Raw genomic sequence first — 787 nt, forward strand, 5'->3', positions numbered from 1 at the left:
GATTTGATGTGAATTCCATAAGTGTTTTGTTCATCATCATATTCAAGGCTGGTTCCATCAGGGTATATCGTTCGGTGAATGCTGCCCTTATCGGCGGCTTGATTAGCATCTGTATGAATGGAGCCAACAATCACCCCTTGTGATAAATCTCCAGATGACGCGATAACAACCACTTGCTCTCCAATATCACGCCCTTCATAAGAGCGTGTTTTACCGGCGCGGGCTTGGGTGTCTGGAATCCAGTCACTGACAAGATTGCCACTTTTTACCCGATAGCGTGCATTTTTATGGTCGACATGGCTAATTTTTCCCACCACAACCATATTGGCCACACGTCTCTTTAGATCTGTGATTTCTTTATCGCGTCGCTCTAACATGTCCACCTTCAATTTTATGGTATTTATCTTTGTTTTTCACGCCTGTTTCTGGTTCAAAGCTTAAGAAAGGTTCAACAATTCTTGCTACACTGCCTTCTTCTTCATCCATGTTGGGGATATTTGTCACATAAATGACTTCAAAGGTTAAAATTGCACCATGGAGTGCTAGAGCGCCATTATCGCCAAAGGCAAAAGCAATATTTTGCAGGCGGCATGTCTCAACGGTGTTGTTGAGATTGGGATTAGCGTAGAAAATCTCCTCAACTTCCCATGCTAATTGGTCAACAAAACGCGCTCCATCTTCACATGTCGCATAACATTCAACATCTAGCGTTAAAACGCGTCGCCTTACTCCATAATCATAGCCATCTTCAATTGTTTCACTTTGTGTTGAGATATTAATTGCAGGC

General features: G+C 42.7%; 1 protein-coding gene and 1 pseudogene. Both read right to left on the minus strand.

What is annotated here, in order from left to right; translation table 11 throughout:
• Positions 1-377: phage baseplate assembly protein V (locus ACFIK6_RS10100; RefSeq protein ID WP_375677615.1), on the minus strand; the 377-nt coding region annotated here is incomplete at its 3' end.
• Positions 358-787: pseudogene (locus ACFIK6_RS10105) on the minus strand (hypothetical protein); the annotation flags it as partial. The gene ACFIK6_RS10100 and the pseudogene ACFIK6_RS10105, both read right to left, overlap by 20 nt.

Source organism: Bartonella sp. AS69XJJH (assembly GCF_042195585.1).
GTDB lineage: Bacteria > Pseudomonadota > Alphaproteobacteria > Rhizobiales > Rhizobiaceae > Bartonella.